Raw genomic sequence first — 16858 nt, forward strand, 5'->3', positions numbered from 1 at the left:
CGCCCTTTCAGGCACGATCAGGCTTGCCGGCGGTATCTGGACGTCCGGAGCGCCTGCAGCCTTCCAGGAGCGAATATGCCCGGCGGCTGTCGCTGGCCCCGGCGTCGACGAGGCGATGGGCCATGAGGGGCCTGAGCTTTTCGTCCGACCAGCCCGCCAGCATCGGCTCGCCGCAGATCTCGCAGGGCGATGTCGCCGCGCCTGCGGCCGCACCGTTCATCACGACGCCGCGCAGCACCAGGTTATCGGTGATCAGGCAGCCGTGGGCCTCGAAGCGGCCGGCCGAGTAGACCAGCCGATGGACGCAGAGAATCGTTCCGTCGTCGGCGGACCATTCGAACTGAAATCCCATGCGGCAGACCGGGCATAATGGCGGCATGGTGGAATTGTAGCGTGGAGCTGAGCCCATGGCCACAACTCTGGGCCCGAACTACCGCCGCGACGTCGACCGCCTGACCGCCAAGCTCAAGGCGATGCTCGACAGCGGCGCCGTCCTGGAGGAGTTTGTCAAAGGCTCTGGTGAGACCGTCACTAAGGTCGTCATCGGTTCGGCCAAGGCGGGCATCGGCCCCGACAACCAGCCGTACGCCCCGTACTCCCAGAGCTACCAGAAGAAGCTCCAGCTATCCTCCTCCGGCGGCGACTTCAAGCGCTACAGCCGCCGCGCAAAATCCGGCCCGGCATACCCGGCGGCCCTGGCCAAGCTGTGGCTGACCCTCAGCGGGGACATGCTCTCGCCCAAACGCTTCACCTGGCAGGTCCAGGACAAGCATTTGTTTCTGGTGTGGAAGGGTCCGCTGTGGGGGCCGGTCCACCAGGGCAGCGCCCATGGCGGCGCCAGCGACACCCGCGGCCGGATCCCGCCGCGTCCGTGGCTGCACTTTGCCAACAGCCGAAACGCCAACGCCGTCATCACGGGCCTTCGCAAGGCATTTAAGGCCGTGGCCGCCAAAGCGGTCGCGGGTTGACCATGCCCACCACCATCACCGTCACCAACCCAGACGCGACGATTCTCGACAGCCTTGTCGCCGCGTTGCTTGCAGCCCGGATCTCCGGGGCGGCAGCGTTTCAATCGGCCGAGGCCTGCATCAGCGAGCAGCAAGCCGTCGAGAGCGCCTGCACCGGGTCGGCCCCCCGCGCGGCGATGTGGTACATGGGCACCGAAGAGACCACCGGCGTCGACAACCAGCGCAACTGCGTCCTGTCGGCGCGGCTGTACCTCTACGGCCGCGGCACCGCCGCCCTGGACAAGACCTCCGCTGTGCGCGAGGCCTTGCGTCTGGTCAACGCCGCCAAGAACGCCATCGAGGCCGCCCCGCCGGCTCTGGCCGTTGGCTGCGGCGACAACGAGGTCTATCACGAACCGTTGCGCTGGGGCAAGCCAGTCCTGTCCAATGCCGACGACAACGGCGCTCACTGGGTCAGCGCCCAGGTGGACCTGTCCGTCGGCTACGTCCTGGCCTCGCCGACCTCACACTGAACAGCGCTTCAGGCCTCAGGCTTCAGACTACAGGAGTTCGAAGCCCGGGACTGAAGCCTGAAGCCTGACATTAACCGCAAAGGAGCCCACACATGGGAACGTACAAGAATCCGCAGTCTGTGGCCATTGGAAGCGTCGCGTTTACCGACGTGCTGGAGATCTCGAGCAGTTGCCAGCGGCCGGAGGTCGTCGACCCTATCGCCGACGCCGAGACGTACGTCAAGGGCGCCAGCTATGGCGGCGGCCTGCGGCGCGGCACCATCACGTTCCGCAACCCCGCGGCGGCCAAGGCGGCTGCTGGCCTGATCGGCACGCTGACGGCCACCCTCAAGGGCAATGGAGGGGCGGCCGACAAGACGCTGACGATCGCCAACATTCGTCTCGGAGGCGACGACTGGAACGCAGGCCACGACCGCACCAGCACCGCCACCGTGCCGTGGATGGCCCAGAGTGCCGACGGCACGACGGACCCTGAGACGATCGCGTAATCATGGCCGGCGACCTGCACCATTGGAAAGAGGTCGAGGCCACGTGCCGGCGGGCCGGCGCGCGGCCCCATCCCGACCAGTGCCCCAAGATCAAAATCAAAGGGGTGCTGTGGGCCGTGCCGCCCCGGTCGCCGTCCCTGCGGCCGGTATTCGACCCCTCGGGCGCGGCCGTCCTGGAATGCCGCAGCGGCGAACCGTGGCCTCAGGCGGCAACGTGGGCCTCGTCGCGCCCCCGCGGCCACGACCACGTCTGCCCGGCCTGCAGGCGGCCTATCGGCCAGCAGATTGAGATCGACCTGCGCGACGCGCAGGCGCTATCCTGGCTGTCGGAGGGCATCGCCCTGATGGGCCGGATGCTCGACGAGCAGTACACCCTCGACGCGGCGGCCAAGGGGGACCTTCTGGCCTTCGAGGCCGGGATGTTCCCGGAGTACCTCATGCCGTTGCTGCGATGGTGCGTCGGCCTGGAACCCTACGGCCAGTTCGACGACATCGACTGGACCGCCCTTGCGGCATCCGACCAGGACGCCCTGGCCGCCGAGTTGTCTTCCCCAGCGCCGGTCAGGCGCGGCGGCGTCATTGCTCGAATCCTGAGAGGGCTGGTCTATGGCCGATGAAGTCATTCGAGCGCGGGTGGACCTTGAGACGCTGGAGGCTGAGCGCAACGCCAGCCGGCTCGGCCAGGCGATGAACAAGGCCGGCCAGAGCGGCGCCGCCGGCATCAAGCCCACGCAAGGGGCGGTGGAAGCTTTAACCGGTTCGTTGAAGAACGCATTTCATGGCGTGGTAGCACTGGGAGCTTCGTACCTGTCCCTGCAGGCGTTGATGGCCGCAATTCAGAAGATCAACGCTTCCTACGAGCGGTCGATCAAGCTTCGAGACGAGGCTACGCGCGGCGTGTCGGGCGCATGGAAGCAAGTCGCTCCTGCGGCCGCTCAATTCGGTGTCAGCGAGGACGCCATGCGCCAGTACGTGATGGCCCTTGCCAAGCGGGCCGGCGCGGCTCCATCCGATATCGGCTCGATCGCGAACCTGATCACGCAGGCCAGTTCCTCTGGCATCATCGGCAACATCACCGAGAACGCCCAGGGTCAAGTGGTGGCCAGCGCCACCGACACGAACAAGCTGTCGATGATGGCCACCTTTGCCCAGTTCACCGCAGAGCCCGAGGTCGGCCCGGATCTGGCCAAGCTGCTCAGAAAGGGCATGGGTACAGACAACTCAACCGAGGGGCTGGCCAAATCGATAGGCCAGACCATGCAGGCCTTCCGGGGCAGCCAGATGAGCAGGTGGAGCGAGTTCATCTCCGGTGCGGTCTCCGGCGGCTCAACCCTTCTCGAACAAGGCGTCAGTTACCAAACGGTGCTTTCAGCCTATTCCGGCGCTGCCAAGATGACTCGAAGCGGCAATGCCGCCGGCGAACTGCTGCGAATCATCGGAGGTCGTTTCTTCGCCTCTGACGATCCGAAAGTCCGCGAGTTTATCGACCAGAAATACGGCCAGGGCGCTTACTGGCGGATGAAGGAGAAGGAGCCGGATAAGCTCTTCCGCTCCGTTCTGGACACGCTGACAACCGGTACGCCCGAGCAGCGGGCCGAACTCTACGATGCCCTCGAGATTCCGACCGAGCAGCGTGAGCAGCTGGCCCGCATGGCCGGCGGCCGAGCAGAAATGGCCAAGGTCGAAGCGATGGTGGGTCAGGGCACCGGCGAGGCGGCCCAGGCTGAATTGGCCCGGTGGCGCCGTGGCGGCCGGGCCGTCCTTCAGGCGGGCGAACTGGAGGGAGCCAACATCTCGCAGACCGCCGGAGCCGATCCAGGCGAAACGCTGTCGGCCTCTCTAAGGTCGATTTCCCAGGAGGAAATGAAGCTCTGGAATATGCAAGAGCCCGGCACCTTTGCGGCCGAGGACATGGTCACGCTCGACCGTGACATGGTCAACAAAGCCATGACGCGATACGTCAAGCGTAAGCTTAAGGGCAAGGTGGCCGGCTCAGAAAATATAGCCGTCGACGTCACCGGAAGCGGCGTGACGCTCAGTTATGAAACTCCGTTGGAAGACCGTGGGTATCCAAGCGAGGACAAGAGCCGTAAGGAAGAGGGGATAGTCCGCTCTTACGGCCCGGCCGTCGGGGAGGTCCTGGGCGAGGCCCTGGGCGTTCCGGTCGAGTCGCAGTTTAAAGCGGGCGACACATGGAACAAGCCTTCGGTGGTCGTTAACGTGGGGGTGGTATATCCCGTCACTCCCACCGACGCCGCCAACACCGACCAGACCCGCGCCAGCGGAGCGAAATAGCCCATGGCAATCCCCAAGTTCAATAACGTCGAGCTGGTGACTCACGGGGCGCAGGAACTGCTGGGCGCGGCAGAGCCCCGCTTGGTGCTCGAGCACATGCCAGGCCTCGACGGGCAGTTCGTCCAGCCCCACGGCCGCAGCGGGCGCGACATCATCGTCACCGGCGTGGTCGCCGGAGGGGTCAACATCGATGTCGATATTGCCATGGCGATGTTCCGCACCAGCATGGAGACCCTCAACGATCTGGCCGACGGCAGGACAGTGGCCGGGTACCACTCTGCCAATAACACGCCGTTCACAAACTGCGTCGTCAAGCGGGTCGAGCCTATCAGTCGCCTGATCATGGACAGGACCGCCGAAAGGGCCTACAGCTTCCGCCAGCACGTCCGATGGACCATACGGCAACTGTCGATCTAATCGCAGTGGCGGGAGTATTGTCATGGGCTACGACCTGACCGGCCTGACCGTCGTCGAGTGCCGCCGCTACGACCAGGGAAGGCTCTTGCGCGTGGCGTCGGCCCACGGCGACGGCAGCGCCGTCCAGTTGTACGTCAGCGGCCGACTGGCGGCCTGGCAGCATCCCGTGGCCGGCGTGGTCGAGTTCGTGCTGTCAGACTCGGGCGAGGCTGACGTGTTCTTTCTACTGGCCGTCGACGCCGATAGCGCGGCGACCGATTACTGGGAGCAGGCCTTTCCCGAGGCCGCCGCCCACGGCAACCGCATCCGCGTCCGGGTGCCGCTGTACTTCACGTACGCCCCGGGCGACGTGCTGGAGATCTACCGCGGCGCCGCCGGAGAGGCCCTGGCCGACATCCTGGAGTACCGCACCGAGATCTTCCCCGGCGGCCGCGGCGCGTGTGGGCGGGGCATGGGCCGTCGAGGCTACGGCGGGAGGGGCTGGCATGTCGACAGCGCCGCCGGCCGGGGCATGGGCGGCCGCGGCTACGGCCCGCGCGGCTTCTACGCCTCGCTGCTGACGTGGCGCTCCGAGCCGCTGCCTCCGGGCACCTATAAGATTGCCGTACAGGTCACAGACGCCGCCGGCAACGTCTCGACGCAGTTCAGCGGCCTGGTGGTCCTGGACACGTACGCCCGGCCGGCCTCGGGCCTGACGGTCGAGTCTTACGACAAGGCTACCGACACGCTGAGCCTGTCCTGGACCCACAGCCCCGACGTCTATTGAGCCATCACAGAGAAGGTGAGCCATGACCATCCCGACAGAACTGTTCCCAGACGACAGCGAGCTCAATGCCCTGGCCCAGACCCAGGACGCCGACACGGGCTTTACGTTCCTGGAGATCGCCGAAGCGCCAAGCTACACCAGCGAGCTTCGCGAGCAGTGGCACCTGCAGCGGATGGTCGCCCTGTCCAACTCCCTCCGCGTGGTCAAGGACGGGGCGCTGACCTTCGGAGTGATGCCCGGGGCCTTCATGTACCGCGGCGCTTCCGTCGCGTACGCCGGTTCGCGGCTGCAGGCCCTTGTCGACGACAACACCAATTACATCTACCTCACCAGCGCCGGTGCGCTGACGGTCAACCAGACGGGATTCCCGGCCGCCGCCCACGTGCCATTGGCGACGATCGTCACCGCCTCCGGCGACTACGACAACGACGACATCACCGACCAGCGCGGAGGGGCAGTCTTTGCCGCCGTCGGCCAGCAGGAACTGACGAGCCTGCAGGTGGACCTGGTCTCCGGCGTGATCGACCCCGACGGCACGGTGATGGACGCCACCGGCGGGGCCGGCCTGTTCAAGCGCGTCCTGGGCGGCTGGGGATCGGGCACCTTTGTGCTCCAGGGCGAGGACGCCCAGGGCAACACCAAGACCGACACGCTGGCCGCCGTGGTGCAGCTTCCGGCGGATTATATCGCCGACGCCGACGTGAAGATCAACGTGCGGGCCAAGTACGCCGGGGCCGGCACAGCCGGGGCGAGCAAGACGATTGACGCGGAGGTCTACGAGCTGTCCGTCGACGGGGCGGTCGGGGCGGATCTGTGCGCCACCGCCGCGATCACGCTGACGGGCAGTTTCGCCGACTGCACGTTCACGATCACCGACGCGGGCCTGGTCGCCGGCGACCGCCTGATGGTGCTGATCCGCACCGTCCTGCAGGAGACCGGCGGGGCATCCGCGCTGGCCGCCCAGATCGGCAGCATTGCCCTGCAGTACGACCGGGCGGTAGGGGCATAGGCAATTTCCAATTTGCAATTTCCAATTGGGAATTAAAAAACAATGGCCAAGAAGAAACAACCTGTGATCGCGGTGGTCGCCCTGGAGGGCGACGACAAGGGGCGCAGGCCCGGCGACGTGATCCGCACTTTTGACGGCGGCGTCCCTGCAGGGACGCTCCTGCCGGCGGGCAATTCCCTGCTGGTCGATCCCGACGCTACGGACACTCCCGCCAAGCGGCGGGACCTGGTGCTGGCCGTGCTGACCAGGCGGGCCGACGCCGCCCGGGCGCAGGCCCAAGGCATGAAGCGACTGACCAGCAAACTCACGGTCGAAGCCATGAGCTCCGACCCGCTGGACCCGGCGACGGCTGGCAAACACGCCAAGGCCCGCGCGCAGGTGAAAGAGTCGCTGGCGGCGGAAGATTTTGCGACAGCCGCCCAGGCCCGTCTTGACGCCGCGCGAGGTGCCAAATGACCCGCGTATATTACGTCGTCGACGCCCGCCCGGTCGAAAAGCAGCACGGTCTGCGGTTCCGTGGCAACATCGTCGCGGCCTGTCTGCTGCCGGTCGATCTGGGCTGCAAGGCGTTTCAATCCCACGCCCTGACCGTGACGGAACTGGCCGACGATGATCCGCTGGTGCTGAAGCTCCAGGCCGTCGCCGCCACGGGCGAGCAGCCCATCGTGCCCTGGCCGTATCAGACCTTTAAAACCGTTGCCGGCCCGGATGGCCCGATGGAAGTCACCGACGAACTCTGCCCTGTAGGCAGGAGGGTGGACCTTGGCAACTAGCATTGTTGGAACAGGCGGCGACTACGCCACGCTGGCACTGTGGGAGAGTGCGGGCGAAATCGAAACAGGCACCTGGATTGCCTCTTGCCTCTCTGGCAGCGACCTACAGTGGTTCACTATTATCGGGGCGGGCTGGGCTGGCCGGCCGCCCATTTTCGAGAACGCCATTGGACATCGGCATGATGGGCAGACTGGGGGGGCATATTGTACGGCTGGCGCTTCCGCCCATTGCATCTGGAACAACATTACTGGACCAGTGATAGTCAGCGGCATTCATTTTTCAATCGCTGGGACCAAGGTTGGATACCGGTTAGATGACAATTCGGGAGGGCATACTGGAGTAGTGATTGAGGACTGCCTGTTTGTTGTCACTTCATCTGGAACCAATACCCAAAGCATCTTTCTTCAGGAGAGCGGAAACAAGGCGCTAGGGGATGTCACCGTACGAAATTGCCTGTTCTACGGGGTGAACTCTCCGTCGGTGAACTACGGTATCCGGGTGAGCGTGTACCTGGCTTCATCAACGATAACCCTGAACGTCTATAACTGCTCGCTCTCCCGGATCAGCACCAACGCCGGCGGGCGTGGAATATCGCTTGTCAACGGCGCTGGCGCCATTACGTACGACATCAAGAACACCATCGCCGTCGGTACCACAACGGACTTCGCAATCAGTGGAGCCGGAACAAGGATCGACGCCGGCAGCAGCCACAACCTATCGAGCGATGCAACCGCCCCCGGAACGTCAGGCCTGATTAACCAGACCGCCGCCGATGTGTTCGTCAACGCCGCCAGCGATCTGCACCTCAAGGCGGGCAGCCCGGCCATCGGGGCAGGCAACAAGGTGCTGGACTTCGACGCCCTGGGCAACCCTCGCGGCACTCCCGACGATATGGGAGCTCTGACGACGTACACGATCGTTGTCGTCGTGGACGGATACCGCCTCTATCGCGGCAGGGGAGGGCTTGCCAATGTCGACTTCTCGACGCCGATCGGCACTGCCGGCGTCGATGCCGGCGGCGTCACCTTGACGGCATTGGGTCATGACCCCGCGGCGCGATACACGTACGTCGTGCGGGCGGTCCGCAGAAACGCCCTTCAGCAATGGGTCGAGACGCCGGACTTCTCCTGCACAGCCCAGATCGAGACCGACGATCAGGGGCAATGGGTTGCCGATCGTCCCTGGGGATTGGGCAAGGTCTGGGCTCAACCAGCGGCGGCGGGAGAACTGCACGTGGGGTGGGAGTTTCAGACGCCCTACGGCGCGGCGGCGCCCGCCGGATTCGCGGTCTACAGCGGACCGGCCAGCGGGGCGGTATCGACGCGGCGGCTCTGGCAGCCGTACACGCGCGACGGGCTGTACCTCGCCGCACTCGATCTGCCCGACGGGACGCACTGGATTACCGTTACCGTCTGCAGCGGCGGCGGGGTGGAATCATGGCCGTCGCCGCCGGCGGGGCCTTTTGTGGTCGCCGGCACACCTGTGGTGCAACTGGCCATCCGTGTGGAGGAAACGCAATGACAGCCGTTCAACTGTATAAACCCGCGTCGCGAGGCTGCATGCTACGGCCGCCGCTGATGCGGGTCTACCATACCCCGGTTGTCGCGGGCCCGTCGCCGCGGTGGCGCACGGAGAGGCTTCGCCCGTACTGGACGCCGATTCACCTGCAGTGGCAGGCCGACGGCGCGCCGGCGGGGTTGGAGGTGTCCGTTGTGCTGGGCGCCGGTTCAAGCAAGTCCCGCCAACATTCCGAGGACGAGCATTGCCACGCCGGCGACCGCATCCGGCTGGTCCAGGTACACTCAGGCAGCGGCGGGGGGGGGCCTTGAGCTCGAATGGTTCTGCGGCGTTGTCGCCCGCCAGACGCTGGCGATCCAGTCCGGCCCGGATGTGGAGTCGTTCACGCTGACGGCGTGCGGGCCCGAGTTGCTGCTGAGCCAGAAGGTGATCGCCGGCCAATGGTGGCCGCGAGCTGACCTGGACGCCCTGGAAGTGCAGGGTGCCCTGACGAGCAGCGCCGCCTCACGCGAGGGCGTCTGGGAGTCGCGCCTGCCAGTGGTGCTCAACGGCGGCGGGATCGGCAATGCGTCAGGCAGCGACTGGCAGCTTGTCTGCCCGCCCGGCCAGACCGGCGCGACGCTGATCAACAAGTGCAAAGTCTTCGCCGCGCCCGGCCGGGCTGCCGGGCAAGCCCGCAGCGTTTACTGGACCCCGTATTCGGCCCTGCGGTCGGTGGTGGAATGGGTCGACGCCGGCGAGACGATCTCGACCCAGGCGACGAACTGGTCCGCCATCGAAGCGCTGCTGGGCCAGACGCCGCTGGCGACGCTGGACCTGACGGGCATGAACCTGGTCCAGGCCATGCGGGCGATCCTGGAGCCGCTGGGATACGGTTTCGCCATCGAGCCCTGGCGGGCCGACACGCATGGCGGGCATCGCCTGCTGGTCTTCCCCCGCAACGATCCGGCCAGGCAGGCGCAGGTGTACATGGCCGCCGCGGCAGCGGGGGTCTCGATCGCGTCCCCGCAGGGCCAGCGGGCGCAGGTGCAGTCGGTGCGGATCGTTCGCGACGCCCAGCAGGTGCGCAACCGCATTCTGGTCTGCGGCGGTCTCAAACGGACGCAGCGCACGCTGGCGTTTCATCACGACGGCGACACGCGCGACCTGCACCCGTTCTGGGACGCGGCTGTTCACGATCTGGCAGACTACGCCCAGGACAATCTCATCGGGATGAGCAACCTCGCCGGCACCAGCGGCCTGGCGACCTGGCAGCAGCGGTACAGCGGAACCGACGAGCAATACGGCCACGTCTTTCGCACGTTCGCGTGGAACGAGGACGGCGCCCTTTCGGCGCTCGTCGCCGACGGCCAGGGCGCGCCGCGGATGCCGGACCTGTCGGCGCTGGGGCGCGACGGCGAAGCCGCCCGCCGGCCCAGGCCCATCGGTCCGCGATTCGAGTTCGCCGACGCCGGCGCGGCGGGGGCGCTCAAGGCCCCGCTGGTGGAACTGGGGCTGGCCAGCTATCAGGGCGGGCAGCACGTCGAGGACGCCGATGCGTGGATCGCCCTGGCGCCCAGCCAGGTGCTGGTGCGAAAGGATCGTGCCGCCGTGACGATTCTCGTGCCGGACCTGCTGGCGTGGCGGCCTTGGATGGCGAACCGAAAAATCTCGCAAGGTCAGTCGCTGCATTACCGCTACGGCCATCTCAATTACGCCACGCTGCTGCACAACGCGTTGCGAGCGGCCGAGGATGGCAGCGTCATGCTGCGCCTGCGAGTGACCGGCTCGATCGAGATGGATGATTGCGTCGGTCACGAGGCCGCCCGCTTGAGCGAGTCGGCATGGCCGTTCGACGCGGCGGCGCTGGTGCGCGCCGGTGAGCGGTTCAAGTATCGCGCGGTGGGCGAGACGGTCAGTCCGTCGCTGAGCGCCACGGTGGATGATACGCCGGCGCTTGAGGCACTGGCCCAGCGCGTGCGAGCGGCCGGTCAGGACGCCGCCACGCAGGGGTCGGTCCTGCTGCGGGGCCTGCAGCGGGCGTACGCGCCTGGGATGGCGCTGGCGAGCCTGCAGGGACGCGGCATCGACCTGGCGCCGCGACGCAGCGTCGAGGGCGCCTTACAGCGCGGCGTGCCGGCGATCGTCGCGGTGCGATGGAGCTTCCAGAACGGCGGCGCAGGCAAGACGGAACTGAACGTGGCCTCTCACTGAGGGAAGAACATGTGCGATCGCGATTCCACACTTGTAGCCGAGGTCTCAGCCTGCGCCGCCGAGGCGATGATCGTCCGCCAGGGCTATGCCCGCATCACCGCCAACGACGGCGGCGGGGCGTACCGCCTGACGGAACTGTCGTGGACGGGAACCGCCGACGCGGACGGGCAGGCGCCGGGACAATTGAGCGCCGCCGCTGCGCGGGACTTCCAGAACCGCGCCAGCGGGCAGATCGGCGAGGCGGTGATCTGGTGGCAGCAGTATCGCCGCGACGGGGCGCTCGAGACGCTCATCGACGTCGGCAGCGCTCACGCCTTGCCGCAGCCGGCGGGCAGCGGGGGCAGCCTGGTCGTCATCAACTCCGGCGGCACCGGATACACCACGCTGCCCGGGGCGGTGGGGCAGGTGCCCTACTTCAGCGGCGGGGCGTGGTCAGCCGCCCCGCTGGCGAGCCTGGCCGGCGAGATGTGCGTCACGCGGCGGTTGAAGCTCACACCCGGCAGCGCCGACGGCACGTGTCTGTTTGACGGCCGTGACTGGCGCGGGCGGTTGCTGCTGCCGGTGTTCTACGTGGTCTGGCAGAACGAGCCCAATGACTTCGCCGGCTCCGGCAATGTGCAGAGCATCGTGCAGACGCCGCCGGCGTTCGAGGGTCTTCTCGGCGGACCGGGCTGGGACGTGCTGGCCGGCGACTCCAGCGGCGGCGCCTACGTCAAGGTGGAGATGGAACTCGACAGCGGCAACTTGCGATGGAACTGGAGCGGCCTGGGGAACATCGCGGCCTACTCGATCGCGGCATTCGGCATGCTCTCGCTTGGCCGCGTGGCCGCCAACGACGACGTGACCCCGTAGCCGGCAGCCCGTAGCACGGGCATCTTGCCCGCCAGTAGCATGGGCGTCCCGCCCATGCTCCCCGCGTGGCATGGGCGTCCCGCCCATGCTCCCCGACCTTGCATCAGGAAGAACCATATGACTGACCAATGCACCGAACCGATGCGCGCCGACTGTGCCCGTGAACTTGGCCAACTCGGCAGCGAACTGTCGAACCTCAAGAACGCACAGGATTGCCAAAGCCGCAAGCTGAATGAGATCCACCAAGCCCTCGTCGGCAACGGCAGAATCGGCTTGGTCACGCGAGTGACGCTGCTGGAGCAGTCCGCCGTCGCGGCCGAGAAACGCGGCGACAAGTTCTGGAAGATCTTCGCCGTCATCGTGGCGCTGACCTCCGTCCTGGTAGCCGTCGCGAAATGAACAACCTCGCCACAGAGAACACAGAGATCACGAAAGCAGAGGACAAAAGCAGTTTCCTCTCTTTGTGATCTCTGTGGCGCAATCATCTTTGAACCCTAATCAGGAGAAATCCATGCAAAAGAGTACAGCAATAATCCTCGTGTGCGCGTTGGCTGCCGGTTGCAGCGGGGCGGCCGCAACCAACAGCCTCAAGAACGTCTCGCCCAAGGTCAAGTCCTACGAGGGGCCCATGAGCGGCGAGATCGTCGCCTACATCTCGGGCGAGCGCCCGGCGGCCTCGACCCAGCCGAGTCTCGCCCTGGGCATGGGGCGGTTCACGATCTACGACGGCGGGCTGACGGAAGGCCGCAAGGAGTTCGCGGGCTTTCGCGGGCTGAGCCCCTTCGACGATTCGCCCAACGACGTCGTCAGCCACGCCAAGGGCAGCGTCTTTGAGATCGACGGCAAGAGCAAGATCGACGTGGCGCCCGAGGGCGTCAAGAGCAAGACCGCCGTCGACGCCCAGGCCGCCGACAAGGGCGGGCGGCTGGGCTGGATCGACGAGATGCTCAACACGGCCTTCAAGATCGCCGGCGTGTCGGTCCTGGTCGTGGTCGTGCTGCTGATCTTTCCCGGCACGCGTGAGTTCCTGATCACCTGGCTGGGTCGTGCGGCCATCGCCAAGGTGGCGGTGGACGTTGTCAAGACAGCCACGGACAAACCGGATGATGCCAATGTAGTGAAACCCCTAACGCAGGAGACACAGCAATGAAGAGTATTCTGGAATGGTTTGAAGGCAAGAAGACGTACATCACAGCCGCAGTGACGTTTGTCCTGGGCGGCCTGCAGGCCTTGGGCGTGGAAGTGCCCGCATGGCTCTACGCCGTGCTGGCGTCGCTGGGCATCACGTTCCTCCGCAGCGGCGTGGAGAAGACGGGCTCGTAAAAGAATAGTGTCGCGGGCGTCTCGCCCGCGGAACTCGCGGACAAGATGTCCGCGACACGGTCATTAAAAACGACCAGCCCGCCAATCGTGGCGGGCTGGTCGGCCGATGACCCCAAGGGGAATCGAACCCCTGTTACCGGGATGAAAACCCGGTGTCCTAGGCCTCTAGACGATGGGGCCGCTGGGTCCCATCCGGAATCGCTCCGGAAAGTCATCGGGGTGACACATCATACAGATTCTACCACGTCCGTCAATGCCACAGTTGGGAATCTGCCTGACCTTGAGCCACTGAGGGGGCTATGGAACTCGGTTGCAGTGACTATAGTAAGAGATATGCACAATCACCAGAATCAGGCCAGGACCACAAAGGGACACATAGGATGTCTGCCGCGATGGAGACAAGAATGCCTCCATATGCACTAATTCTCTAGCTCAATGAGTCAGCGTTCATTTCTTCACCCTCCAAAGCATTGCTGATAAGTCCGCCAATGTAGTTGACTGGAACAGCGGCAATAACACGGCTAGGTCTGTGCCATGAACTCTGCAGCCCAGCGACCCAGTAGCGACAGGTGCCATCATCGCAACGCTTGATTCCCAAGATCGGGCCGCCACTCATGCCCACGATGCTATCGAGGATATTCCCATCTCTGCCTCTAATCCTATCGGGGAGTCTCGCGTAAAGCCTCGGCGCCCTTTTGCGGATCTCATCCGGCGGATCGGAAATGGGTTGCGCGGCAAGTTGTATGCATTGTCTATCAACTTGGAAGTGGTCCCCACAATTTCTTGACGAAACCAAGGCGTTAGAGCATCTAGCGATCATCTGTAGCGTATCCGCAGCTACGGAAGTAGCCTTGGCACTCCTCCGCGCTCACGGCCCTGAGAGCTTGGCCGATCACACCAATGAGTTCCTCCAACGTACGCCCGGCGGCCCGACGCAACCACGCCTTGACCTTGCTCCAGAGTTTCTCGATGGGATTCATGTCCGGCGAGTAAGGGGGCAGATACCACAGATCCGCCCCGGCCGCTTCGATCGCCTCGCGAACGCCCGTGGCCTTATGGCTGGACAGATTGTCCATCACCACGATGTCTCCAGGTCGTAACGCCGGCGCCAGGCACTGCTCCACGTACCCACGGAAGGTCACCGCGTTGGTGGGACCGTCGAAGACGATGCTCGCCTGGCGGATGACTTGGTCGCTGCGAATCGCGCTGATCATCGTTGTGGTCTTCCAGTGCCCATGTGGCACGGCATCCAGACAGCGTTGCCCGATCAACGCGCGGCCGTACCGACGGGTCATATTCGTTTTGGCACCGGATTCATCAAGGAAGATGAATCGTTGGGCTTCGGCGAATCGCGCGGCGATCTGGAAGTTGCGGCGATGGGCCGCAATGTCGGGCCGATCCTGCTCGCTGGCTCTCAGCGTTTTTTTTTAAGTGACAGACCCAGCTTTCTGCAGGCCCGCCAGACGGCCATCACGCTGCAGTGAATGCCCAGTTCCTGCCCACATCGCTCCTGCAGTTGCGGCAATGTCGCGCCGGGCTGCTCTTGGACAAACTCGTGAAGTCGAGTCAGAGCCTGGCCGCATATCTTGCTGACCCGGTCGCCCCCGCAGGCCCGCGGAGCAATTGTGCCATCCTCGCGACGACGTTGTTTGAGCCGGCGTACCCAGGCCGAGCTAACGTTCAGCACTCGCGCAACATCCGCCGTGCCATGCCCCGCGTCGCACATTGCCAACACACGCTTACGTAAATCCATTGAGTATGCTTTCATTTCAAGCCTCCATGCTTGACCCAAGCATACACAACTTCTTCAGAGGGCGCTAGATGTGTTCGTGACTTGCTCTAGAAGGTTTACCACGTCGGGAATGTCGACATGGTGGAAAGGGGACGGAGGCGACGGCGGCCTCCAGAATCGGGCACCTCCCAAGGTGACAAAGGCGTAAGTAGTCGGTTCGTCGCCATGCGGACCCGCTATCCAGCCATCATGGAAAGCCTGACACTGCCTATCGTGGTTCCCTGTTCCCTCGACTTTGTATTCGCACAGAATCCAGTGCGTTTGGCCCGTCCGCTTGTGATGGAAACGGATCCGAAGATCGATCACAGATCCTTTTGCGATCCTATATTCCCGTTCGGCCGTCGGCTGTTCCATGTCATCAACGACGATTTTTGCAGCGGGATTGAGCAAGTTCCAAATTGCGGCAGCCAGTTCCCGGCCATGTTCCCCATTCACAAGATGTGCCATCACACCACTATGCACCTTTTCCAATGCATATCCGACAGCATATACAAAACTGGGGGACTTCACGTGGGTCCGAAGCAATGAAACAGTCTGCTCCAGGCATTCCGCAGTCATAATGTTTGGCATTGTTAACGCATTCTCTTTTAAGACAGACGCTGTGTTGTCCCAGCCGAAAGAGCTGACACGATGATTCGACTCTTTCATTCTCCGCCCGCTGGTGGAAAAGTCAATGCTCCAGTTCCTTGCAGAAGTTCTTGCAGGCCTTCTTTGTCGCCCAGTAATTGCACATCACGCTGGCCGCTTCGGCGGCGATGGTTTTCTTCAGGGCTTGGGGGGAGAGGACCTTGGCCTGGCGGCCCCAGGAGAGGATCCAGGGGAGGATGTCGTCGAGGTGGGAGATGTCCACTTCGAACTTCAGGCGGCCGCGGGGCTGGGGGGTGAGCTTTTGCGAACTGTGCCAGCGGCGCTCCTGCACGAGTTTGGCGGCGGTGCCGGTGAACTCGACGGCCACGTGGTGGACGTCCTTAGTCTCGAACGCCCCGAACGTGTTCTTGAAATAGTCGGCGGGATTGAATCCTGACTTCTGGTAGTCGAATGTCTGGCCGGTGGTGCCGAAAGAGCCGATGCGCATCAGGTTGAACAGCGGTACGTGGCCGCTGCGGTGGTCGCGGGCGGCCAGGTACCACGCGCCTCGCATTCGCCGCAGCACGTAGGGGTCGACGGTGTACTCGCGCGGGCGCGGGGCGCCGAGGGGCCGGTATTTCATCCGGATGGTCTGGTTGTGGCTGATGATCTTGGCGAGGCTGTCCAGCAGGACCGGGCTGACTTCGGCGGCCCCGTTGGGGTCGAACTCGACCCTGGCCAGCAGGTCCTGCGGGGCGATCTCGATGCGGTCGGGCAGCGAGGCGATCATGCGGCCGAACACGCGGCCGAGCATGTTGGCCCACATCGTTCCGTCGTAGGCGGCCAGGGCCTTTTCGGCGACGAGCAGGGCGAAAAGCTCGCCCTCGCTGATTCGGACGTTGGCATGATCCAGTTGGGCTCGCCGTAGACGTATCCGCGCCGGGCGGCGTCGTAATCCAGCGGGGCGCCCAGGTCGTACTTCATGAAGTCGATGTCGCGCAGGATGGTGCGGCGGCTGACCTCCAGTTCGCCGGCCAGTTGCATGCAGTTGGGGGCGTCGTTGTCGCGGATTCGCTGGTCGATGTGCAGCACGTGCCGCCAGCGGGTGCGGAACTTGGAATAGGCGTCTTCGGTGCGCGGCGGCCGGGTTTTGTCAGATCGTTTCATGGTTTCTTCCCGCAAGGGTAGCGAACTGGTATGCCAGATGATGGCACACCTGAGCCGACTCCGCAAAATATTTTCTGCCGGCGGCGGGGCGTGTCGCGGACGTCTCGTCCGCGTGTACCGCGGGCGTCTCGCCCGCGAGGTGGCATGGATGTGTGGGCTTGCGTCGGGGAGCATGGGCGAGACGCCCATGCCACACGGGGAGCGAGGGCGGAATGCC

23 protein-coding genes and 1 tRNA gene are annotated in these 16858 nt (G+C 64.7%); 17 read left to right on the forward strand and 7 right to left on the reverse strand.

The genetic code is table 11. The annotated features are described in order from the left end of the window. Window positions 1–7: 7 nt before the first annotated feature. Window positions 8–379 (reverse strand): hypothetical protein, encoded by a 372-nt coding sequence (locus tag ABFD92_16835; protein MEN6506203.1) that lies wholly within the window; start codon window positions 377–379, stop codon window positions 8–10. Window positions 380–407: 28 nt separating this feature from the next. Between ABFD92_16835 and ABFD92_16840 the strand changes: the two genes are divergently transcribed. The 17 genes from ABFD92_16840 to ABFD92_16920 all read left to right on the forward strand — a co-directional run bounded on the left by ABFD92_16840 (window position 408) and on the right by ABFD92_16920 (window position 13115). Then, on the forward strand, window positions 408–968 hold the full coding sequence (locus ABFD92_16840) for a hypothetical protein (GenBank protein MEN6506204.1): 561 nt from the start codon (window positions 408–410) through the stop codon (window positions 966–968). A gap of 2 nt (window positions 969–970) precedes the next feature. Then, the gene (locus tag ABFD92_16845; protein MEN6506205.1) at window positions 971–1480 is read left to right on the forward strand and encodes a hypothetical protein; all 510 of its coding nucleotides are present in this window, start codon (window positions 971–973) and stop codon (window positions 1478–1480) included. A 92-nt stretch (window positions 1481–1572) separates the two neighbouring features. Beyond that, window positions 1573–1968, forward strand: coding sequence for a hypothetical protein (locus ABFD92_16850; GenBank protein MEN6506206.1), 396 nt, complete (start codon window positions 1573–1575; stop codon window positions 1966–1968). A 2-nt stretch (window positions 1969–1970) separates the two neighbouring features. Continuing rightward, a complete protein-coding gene (locus ABFD92_16855; protein MEN6506207.1) occupies window positions 1971–2585 on the forward strand; it encodes a hypothetical protein in 615 nt (204 codons plus the stop codon). Next, window positions 2575–4263 carry a hypothetical protein gene (locus tag ABFD92_16860; GenBank protein MEN6506208.1) on the forward strand — a complete coding sequence of 563 codons (1689 nt, stop codon included), beginning with the start codon at window positions 2575–2577 and terminating at the stop codon, window positions 4261–4263. The genes ABFD92_16855 and ABFD92_16860 overlap by 11 nt, the downstream gene beginning before the upstream one ends. Before the next feature lie 3 nt (window positions 4264–4266). Next, the gene (locus tag ABFD92_16865) at window positions 4267–4680 is read left to right on the forward strand and encodes a hypothetical protein (protein MEN6506209.1); all 414 of its coding nucleotides are present in this window, start codon (window positions 4267–4269) and stop codon (window positions 4678–4680) included. A gap of 22 nt (window positions 4681–4702) precedes the next feature. Beyond that, on the forward strand, window positions 4703–5446 hold the full coding sequence (locus ABFD92_16870) for a hypothetical protein (GenBank protein MEN6506210.1): 744 nt from the start codon (window positions 4703–4705) through the stop codon (window positions 5444–5446). A 22-nt stretch (window positions 5447–5468) separates the two neighbouring features. Next, window positions 5469–6455, forward strand: a complete 987-nt coding sequence (locus tag ABFD92_16875; GenBank protein MEN6506211.1) for a hypothetical protein — start codon at window positions 5469–5471, stop codon at window positions 6453–6455. A 42-nt stretch (window positions 6456–6497) separates the two neighbouring features. Beyond that, window positions 6498–6911 (forward strand): hypothetical protein, encoded by a 414-nt coding sequence (locus ABFD92_16880; GenBank protein MEN6506212.1) that lies wholly within the window; start codon window positions 6498–6500, stop codon window positions 6909–6911. Then, entirely contained in the window at window positions 6908–7228 is a 321-nt protein-coding gene (locus tag ABFD92_16885) for a hypothetical protein (GenBank protein ID MEN6506213.1), read from the forward strand. Before ABFD92_16880 ends, ABFD92_16885 begins: the two co-directional genes overlap by 4 nt. A 481-nt stretch (window positions 7229–7709) precedes the next feature. Beyond that, a complete protein-coding gene (locus ABFD92_16890) occupies window positions 7710–8750 on the forward strand; it encodes a hypothetical protein (GenBank protein MEN6506214.1) in 1041 nt (346 codons plus the stop codon). Beyond that, window positions 8747–9058 (forward strand): hypothetical protein, encoded by a 312-nt coding sequence (locus tag ABFD92_16895; GenBank protein ID MEN6506215.1) that lies wholly within the window; start codon window positions 8747–8749, stop codon window positions 9056–9058. Before ABFD92_16890 ends, ABFD92_16895 begins: the two co-directional genes overlap by 4 nt. A 61-nt stretch (window positions 9059–9119) precedes the next feature. Next, entirely contained in the window at window positions 9120–10940 is a 1821-nt protein-coding gene (locus ABFD92_16900) for a hypothetical protein (GenBank protein ID MEN6506216.1), read from the forward strand. A gap of 9 nt (window positions 10941–10949) precedes the next feature. Beyond that, window positions 10950–11792, forward strand: coding sequence for a hypothetical protein (locus ABFD92_16905; GenBank protein ID MEN6506217.1), 843 nt, complete (start codon window positions 10950–10952; stop codon window positions 11790–11792). Window positions 11793–11909: 117 nt separating this feature from the next. Next, window positions 11910–12191, forward strand: coding sequence for a hypothetical protein (locus ABFD92_16910; GenBank protein ID MEN6506218.1), 282 nt, complete (start codon window positions 11910–11912; stop codon window positions 12189–12191). Window positions 12192–12303: 112 nt separating this feature from the next. Further along, window positions 12304–12942 carry a hypothetical protein gene (locus ABFD92_16915; GenBank protein ID MEN6506219.1) on the forward strand — a complete coding sequence of 213 codons (639 nt, stop codon included), beginning with the start codon at window positions 12304–12306 and terminating at the stop codon, window positions 12940–12942. After that, a complete protein-coding gene (locus tag ABFD92_16920) occupies window positions 12939–13115 on the forward strand; it encodes a hypothetical protein (GenBank protein ID MEN6506220.1) in 177 nt (58 codons plus the stop codon). The genes ABFD92_16915 and ABFD92_16920 overlap by 4 nt, the downstream gene beginning before the upstream one ends. 107 nt (window positions 13116–13222) lie before the next feature. Here the strand turns inward: ABFD92_16920 and ABFD92_16925 are convergent. The 6 genes from ABFD92_16925 to ABFD92_16950 form a co-directional block, all read right to left on the reverse strand. Then, window positions 13223–13295: transfer RNA gene (locus ABFD92_16925), tRNA-Glu, on the reverse strand. Window positions 13296–13924: 629 nt separating this feature from the next. Beyond that, entirely contained in the window at window positions 13925–14533 is a 609-nt protein-coding gene (locus ABFD92_16930) for an IS630 family transposase (GenBank protein ID MEN6506221.1), read from the reverse strand. After that, window positions 14530–14883, reverse strand: a complete 354-nt coding sequence (locus ABFD92_16935) for an IS630 transposase-related protein (GenBank protein ID MEN6506222.1) — start codon at window positions 14881–14883, stop codon at window positions 14530–14532. The genes ABFD92_16930 and ABFD92_16935 overlap by 4 nt, the downstream gene beginning before the upstream one ends. A gap of 39 nt (window positions 14884–14922) precedes the next feature. Beyond that, window positions 14923–15555 (reverse strand): hypothetical protein, encoded by a 633-nt coding sequence (locus tag ABFD92_16940; protein MEN6506223.1) that lies wholly within the window; start codon window positions 15553–15555, stop codon window positions 14923–14925. A 22-nt stretch (window positions 15556–15577) separates the two neighbouring features. Continuing rightward, window positions 15578–16300 (reverse strand): WYL domain-containing protein, encoded by a 723-nt coding sequence (locus tag ABFD92_16945; protein ID MEN6506224.1) that lies wholly within the window; start codon window positions 16298–16300, stop codon window positions 15578–15580. After that, window positions 16261–16641, reverse strand: coding sequence for an HTH domain-containing protein (locus ABFD92_16950; GenBank protein ID MEN6506225.1), 381 nt, complete (start codon window positions 16639–16641; stop codon window positions 16261–16263). Before ABFD92_16950 ends, ABFD92_16945 begins: the two co-directional genes overlap by 40 nt. Between the last annotated feature and the right edge of the window lie 217 nt (window positions 16642–16858).

Source organism: Planctomycetaceae bacterium (assembly GCA_039680605.1).
GTDB lineage: Bacteria > Planctomycetota > Phycisphaerae > SM23-33 > SM23-33 > JAJFUU01.

Coding starts and splice junctions, on each gene's coding strand:
- ABFD92_16835 (MEN6506203.1), bottom strand. CDS start 379: ATGCCGCCATTATGCCCGGTCTGCCGCATGGGATTTCAGTTCGAATGG.
- ABFD92_16840 (MEN6506204.1), top strand. CDS start 408: ATGGCCACAACTCTGGGCCCGAACTACCGCCGCGACGTCGACCGCCTG.
- ABFD92_16845 (MEN6506205.1), top strand. CDS start 971: ATGCCCACCACCATCACCGTCACCAACCCAGACGCGACGATTCTCGAC.
- ABFD92_16850 (MEN6506206.1), top strand. CDS start 1,573: ATGGGAACGTACAAGAATCCGCAGTCTGTGGCCATTGGAAGCGTCGCG.
- ABFD92_16855 (MEN6506207.1), top strand. CDS start 1,971: ATGGCCGGCGACCTGCACCATTGGAAAGAGGTCGAGGCCACGTGCCGG.
- ABFD92_16860 (MEN6506208.1), top strand. CDS start 2,575: ATGGCCGATGAAGTCATTCGAGCGCGGGTGGACCTTGAGACGCTGGAG.
- ABFD92_16865 (MEN6506209.1), top strand. CDS start 4,267: ATGGCAATCCCCAAGTTCAATAACGTCGAGCTGGTGACTCACGGGGCG.
- ABFD92_16870 (MEN6506210.1), top strand. CDS start 4,703: ATGGGCTACGACCTGACCGGCCTGACCGTCGTCGAGTGCCGCCGCTAC.
- ABFD92_16875 (MEN6506211.1), top strand. CDS start 5,469: ATGACCATCCCGACAGAACTGTTCCCAGACGACAGCGAGCTCAATGCC.
- ABFD92_16880 (MEN6506212.1), top strand. CDS start 6,498: ATGGCCAAGAAGAAACAACCTGTGATCGCGGTGGTCGCCCTGGAGGGC.
- ABFD92_16885 (MEN6506213.1), top strand. CDS start 6,908: ATGACCCGCGTATATTACGTCGTCGACGCCCGCCCGGTCGAAAAGCAG.
- ABFD92_16895 (MEN6506215.1), top strand. CDS start 8,747: ATGACAGCCGTTCAACTGTATAAACCCGCGTCGCGAGGCTGCATGCTA.
- ABFD92_16905 (MEN6506217.1), top strand. CDS start 10,950: ATGTGCGATCGCGATTCCACACTTGTAGCCGAGGTCTCAGCCTGCGCC.
- ABFD92_16910 (MEN6506218.1), top strand. CDS start 11,910: ATGACTGACCAATGCACCGAACCGATGCGCGCCGACTGTGCCCGTGAA.
- ABFD92_16915 (MEN6506219.1), top strand. CDS start 12,304: ATGCAAAAGAGTACAGCAATAATCCTCGTGTGCGCGTTGGCTGCCGGT.
- ABFD92_16920 (MEN6506220.1), top strand. CDS start 12,939: ATGAAGAGTATTCTGGAATGGTTTGAAGGCAAGAAGACGTACATCACA.
- ABFD92_16935 (MEN6506222.1), bottom strand. CDS start 14,883: ATGAAAGCATACTCAATGGATTTACGTAAGCGTGTGTTGGCAATGTGC.
- ABFD92_16940 (MEN6506223.1), bottom strand. CDS start 15,555: ATGAAAGAGTCGAATCATCGTGTCAGCTCTTTCGGCTGGGACAACACA.
- ABFD92_16945 (MEN6506224.1), bottom strand. CDS start 16,300: ATGTGGGCCAACATGCTCGGCCGCGTGTTCGGCCGCATGATCGCCTCG.
- ABFD92_16950 (MEN6506225.1), bottom strand. CDS start 16,641: ATGAAACGATCTGACAAAACCCGGCCGCCGCGCACCGAAGACGCCTAT.